The following is a 3,689-nucleotide window of genomic DNA, read 5'->3' as shown; positions in this document are numbered from 1 at the left end:
ATTACATACCTTGTAGACAGCTTTAATTTACAGCCAACCTATCCACCAGTCATCGGTTTTCTTTATAACTGCTCTGTAATGCATCATGCGGCTTCCAGGTCGTGAACCTTTATTTCTACACGAAGACCCGCAGTTACAGCCATGTTTACAAGGGAGTCGAGGCTGAAAAGGTTTATTTTTCCCCGCTTCAGATCGGAAATGCGTGGCTGGGTCACCCCAAACAGACTTGCTGCCTGGGACTGGCTGATTCCGTTACGCTGGATATGTTCGCTGATAGCCATCATCAGAACAGAGCGAAGCTTCATATTCTCAGCTTGTTCAGGTGTATCTTCAATGGCATCCCAAACGCTTTCAAAATGGTTATAGCTCATTATTTCCACTCTTTTATCAACTTACTGTAGCGGACTATTGCCAATTCAAGATCTTTCCTGGATATTTTCTTCAACTATTCAATGACTTGACCAGGTCCGACCCCGGATTCCTCCATTCTAACAGTACCATCAGACATTTCTTCAACAATTCTGCCGTCTTTGAGATAAACAACCCCGACACCGGCGGACCATGCCCTCTCTCTGGCCCTCTTGGATGCCCGTATTAAAGCGGCTTCAGCGTTTATCATATCAATGTCACGCTCTTTTTTGGGCTTCAACTCATTATGCGTTGCTTCCATAATTTATCCCTCATCTATGATTATCGGCCTTTCTCCTGAATTATCATACAAAGCCCATTCATCTACAATTTTCTTGTATATGTTCTCAAAATTTTCCCAGCCCCTGACAAATCTCCTGCGGATAATATGCTCTGGAATATCATGACCTCCCATCAAAACCCTGTTTCTTACTCTGACAATTGCCAGCTCAGGCGTTGCCAGTCTGAGATAAAAAAGCTTGACCTTGTACCCGGCAGATCTCCACTCAGGAATATGCCTTGAATATGAACGTCCGCTCAGGGTTGTTTCAAAAGAAAAACTGCGAAATTTACCAACATTTGCAAAAATTTCTTCAAGCATCAATCGTCCGGCCTTGAATGCAGCGCTTTCAGGATTAAATGGGGCCAGCCCGGCGGCAATCAGGTCTGAATTGATGAATGTGAGGCAATTTGCCTCACCAGGAAGAAACTCCTGGGCAAAGGTGGTTTTACCTGCACCGTTTGGTCCGGAAATAATTATGATTTTCGGCTTTATGATTTTATTTGTTTCAAATTCAGGGAGGTCTTTGTTCTCCTGAAATACGAGTCTTTCATATTCGCTTCCTTGATTTGTCTGCATAGCTTCCTCAGCAAAACAGTCTTCAGACTGACCAGGCACATTTTTCAAAGCCTTTCCAAATTTCAGATAGTTGACCTTATTGTTGCAGGTCTCAGAGACTTGACCCCAATATTTAAGCTGCAAATCGCCTTACTTCCAGCTCAATCCCTGAATCCACTGTGCTTATCAAAGAATCAAGATTTTCCATTACTGGATCACTGATTAAGAACTCACTGCATGAATTGCACTGCTCAACTGGAATGTCTTTGACAACAACAATCCTGTGCTGGTCTAACTTGAAGGGCAGGTCTGTGCAAACACTGTCCATACGTCCACCGCATAGATGGCATTTCATTTTTTAATCCTTTGTTTCATATTTTTGATCCACTCTTGTGGGTCTGGTTTGTAAGCGGTAATAATTCTCACATTGTTCTCCTGGGTGTCAGCAGCAAAAAGTATATGAAAGATCTGCTCATTAAACTTTGACCACACCAGGTAGCTGGGCAAGTATTTATCTTCAGGATAACTTTCAATTATTTCAAAATATTCTACTGAAAGCAAAATCCATTTTCGTGGAATGGACCTTTCTCGCAGTCTCATATTTACGTGGTAGGTTCAGAAAATTCTCTTTTCCCGCACGCAGTTCTGAATAAATTATAGTATTTTACCGGGTTTTGTCTGCACACTTCAATATCTAGATTCAAACTCAGCTTATGGCAATAGATTTTCTTTTGGGTAGACCAGCTCCTTGCTTCAACTGGAGGGAACAGCTTTTCCGGGATCAGTGAACGTGAGCGTCTCCATGTCCCCCAGCGCCCATGCCCCTGGGACTTCCGCAGCGGGGACACCTGCCCTTGCCCTGTTCCTGCACAGGCTCTGCCATGATATGACCGGTATCCTCCACGATTTCACCCCCAGCCTGGTAATACCTGTGATCATTGGTGCTCAGCACCACCCTGACTGTATTGTGCTCACTGGTTAAGCCATCCAAATGGTGCCAGGGTCCGAGGATACGTCCGGCCTTGACATCGTTGACATATAAATGAGCGTGCCCTTCGCCTGGAATATGATTAAGCCCGGCATGATAGGGAGCAAAAGTGAAGTTTTCAGTAACCAGCTGCAGATTCCATCCTGCAACCGGATCTTCATGGATGACAAGGGAAAGGGAAGGCCCGGGTTCATTGGCCGGTACAGTATAGTGCTCATGAACAGCGTGCTGGTCATGGTGGTCAGCATGAACATGTGAGCCATGATCATGAACAGCAGAGACCTTAACGGCCAGCAAGGCCAAGATAAGTAAATTCATAAAAATAATGGAAATGTAATTGACTGTTTTCATAAATCCCCCTTTGGATTGTCAATATGGATTGATCTGAATTGATCAGTTAGTCGTTGGGACAGCAAAAATATTACACCCTCGGAAAAACTATAAAAAAGATAAAAAGAGTATGATTTAAAATAATGGCTGGAATGCGCCCTGTCAATAAATGGAAACCAGACTCCTGCCTACTTGAAGACTTCTTCTAAAGCGCGGGGTATGCGGGGTACGTTAAAGCTAAGGCGGCCTATGCCCGCAACCCAAAAAATAAAGAAACCTTAACCGCCCGTTCGAAGACTCACTCAAGACGGAGAGGTCGCAAAGGAAGGCAGGAATATTTTTTTTCATTTGCCGGGTGTACGGCAAATGAAAAGGCAGCCTTGTCCAAAACCGTGTCCCGGTTTTGGACAATACACCTGCTTCGCGTCTTTAACTTTGCGTACTTAGCGTCTCTGCGGTTCAAATCTTTTTGTTTTTTATGACAAGGTTTCATTAGTAAGTCACTAAAAAAACCGGATGGAATAATCAGGCGGGGTAAAGCTGGGTATAGCGGGATACTGGCAACATAACTTCACCCAGTTGAACAGACCGAAGGTCTACGGCGCAGCCGCGTTCAACCGGGTAAACTGGCAACATAATGTCCCCTTCCTTTCTTTTTTCAGCATTTCAGAAAAACTGATCAAAGGCTCATTCGCCCTTTCCACAAAAGCGGCTATATCCTCAGCATCTTCCGCCAGTAGCCAGTTCTTTAATTCTTCTCTCATGTGATCAATTGCGCGTCCAGATCAAGCATACCGGCAGCCTTAAAAAAAGATTCGTCCGAGGTAACCACCTGCAGTTCTTCGCTGGATGCAATTGCAAGGTGGAGTGCATCAAGGGTTCTCAAGGGGGTTGTCAAGAGACTGATCCAGCCCTTTGCCAGCTGATAGTGGGCCTTTTCCAGAGGAATTATCCGGTAAAGCCCGGCTTCAGTGTGTGAGGTAAACTTTGTCAGGATTCGATTGGCGTCAACAGGACCAAGTTCGTTCATCCGTACTTTTCTGGATATTGCGGAAGTAAATTCCACTTCAGTAAGAAAGCTCAGGGCCGGTTGTTCTGTCTGTGACCTCAACAGATTCTGGACCT

General features: G+C 44.7%; 7 protein-coding genes and 1 pseudogene. All 8 read right to left on the bottom strand.

Annotated elements, in window-relative coordinates; all coding sequences use genetic code 11:
- Positions 1-83: 83 nt before the first annotated feature.
- Entirely contained in the window at positions 84-371 is a 288-nt protein-coding gene (locus tag QZP87_RS10190) for an XRE family transcriptional regulator (protein ID WP_291322815.1), read from the bottom strand.
- Positions 372-445: 74 nt separating this feature from the next.
- Positions 446-670: a hypothetical protein gene (locus QZP87_RS10185; RefSeq protein WP_291322814.1), complete on the bottom strand. Its 225-nt coding sequence runs from the start codon at positions 668-670 to the stop codon at positions 446-448.
- A 3-nt stretch (positions 671-673) separates the two neighbouring features.
- Positions 674-1,267, bottom strand: coding sequence for a Zeta toxin family protein (locus QZP87_RS10180; protein ID WP_291322813.1), 594 nt, complete (start codon positions 1,265-1,267; stop codon positions 674-676).
- 112 nt (positions 1,268-1,379) lie between these two features.
- Positions 1,380-1,601 carry a YgiT-type zinc finger protein gene (locus tag QZP87_RS10175; protein WP_291322812.1) on the bottom strand — a complete coding sequence of 74 codons (222 nt, stop codon included), beginning with the start codon at positions 1,599-1,601 and terminating at the stop codon, positions 1,380-1,382.
- Positions 1,598-1,849, bottom strand: a pseudogene (locus QZP87_RS15590) (DUF4258 domain-containing protein); the annotation flags it as partial. The pseudogene QZP87_RS15590 and the gene QZP87_RS10175, both read right to left, overlap by 4 nt.
- A gap of 178 nt (positions 1,850-2,027) precedes the next feature.
- Positions 2,028-2,585 (bottom strand): hypothetical protein, encoded by a 558-nt coding sequence (locus tag QZP87_RS10170; protein WP_291322811.1) that lies wholly within the window; start codon positions 2,583-2,585, stop codon positions 2,028-2,030.
- Positions 2,586-3,160: 575 nt separating this feature from the next.
- Positions 3,161-3,328 (bottom strand): hypothetical protein, encoded by a 168-nt coding sequence (locus QZP87_RS10165; RefSeq protein WP_291322810.1) that lies wholly within the window; start codon positions 3,326-3,328, stop codon positions 3,161-3,163.
- Positions 3,325-3,689: type II toxin-antitoxin system VapC family toxin (locus QZP87_RS10160; protein ID WP_291322809.1), on the bottom strand; the 365-nt coding region annotated here is incomplete at its 5' end. The genes QZP87_RS10165 and QZP87_RS10160, both read right to left, overlap by 4 nt.

The organism is Desulfonatronospira sp. (assembly GCA_003563255.1).
Classification (GTDB): domain Bacteria; phylum Desulfobacterota; class Desulfovibrionia; order Desulfovibrionales; family Desulfonatronovibrionaceae; genus Desulfonatronospira.
Note: the sequence above shows the minus strand (reverse complement) of the source record. Positions and strands in the feature narration are given on the sequence as shown.

Coding starts and splice junctions, on each gene's coding strand:
- QZP87_RS10190 (WP_291322815.1), bottom strand. CDS start 371: ATGAGCTATAACCATTTTGAAAGCGTTTGGGATGCCATTGAAGATACA.
- QZP87_RS10185 (WP_291322814.1), bottom strand. CDS start 670: ATGGAAGCAACGCATAATGAGTTGAAGCCCAAAAAAGAGCGTGACATT.
- QZP87_RS10180 (WP_291322813.1), bottom strand. CDS start 1,267: ATGCAGACAAATCAAGGAAGCGAATATGAAAGACTCGTATTTCAGGAG.
- QZP87_RS10175 (WP_291322812.1), bottom strand. CDS start 1,601: ATGAAATGCCATCTATGCGGTGGACGTATGGACAGTGTTTGCACAGAC.
- QZP87_RS10170 (WP_291322811.1), bottom strand. CDS start 2,585: ATGAAAACAGTCAATTACATTTCCATTATTTTTATGAATTTACTTATC.
- QZP87_RS10165 (WP_291322810.1), bottom strand. CDS start 3,328: ATGAGAGAAGAATTAAAGAACTGGCTACTGGCGGAAGATGCTGAGGAT.